This is a genomic window from Pseudomonas khavaziana (assembly GCF_019145205.1).
Lineage (GTDB): Bacteria > Pseudomonadota > Gammaproteobacteria > Pseudomonadales > Pseudomonadaceae > Aquipseudomonas > Aquipseudomonas khavaziana.
Genome location: NZ_JAHSTT010000078.1, coordinates 1 through 261, shown reverse-complemented (window position 1 = coordinate 261; position 261 = coordinate 1). Strand labels below are relative to the sequence as shown.

The following is a 261-nucleotide window of genomic DNA, read 5'->3' as shown; positions in this document are numbered from 1 at the left end:
AGGCCGCCTTCGTATTCGTAGCGGGTGACGTGGCCGAGTTCATCACGCTCGGCGATGATTTTTCCGTAGGGGTTGTAGCTCAATTCCCGGCAAGCGCCGCCGGGCTGGGTCAGTTTCAGCAGACGTCCTACGGAGTCCCATTCATAAAGAATCTGCGCGCCATGTTCATCCTCACGCGCTATTTGCCGCCCTAAATCGTCATAGCGATAACGCTTGATCCCGCCATTGGGCAGTTGTTCTTCGAGCAACTGCCCACGTTCG

Annotated in this window: 1 protein-coding gene; it reads right to left on the bottom strand. The window is 56.7% G+C overall.

Annotated elements, in window-relative coordinates; all coding sequences use genetic code 11:
• A partial coding sequence (locus tag KVH01_RS29610) for a hypothetical protein (protein ID WP_217883819.1) occupies nucleotides 1-261 on the bottom strand: 261 nt, incomplete at both ends.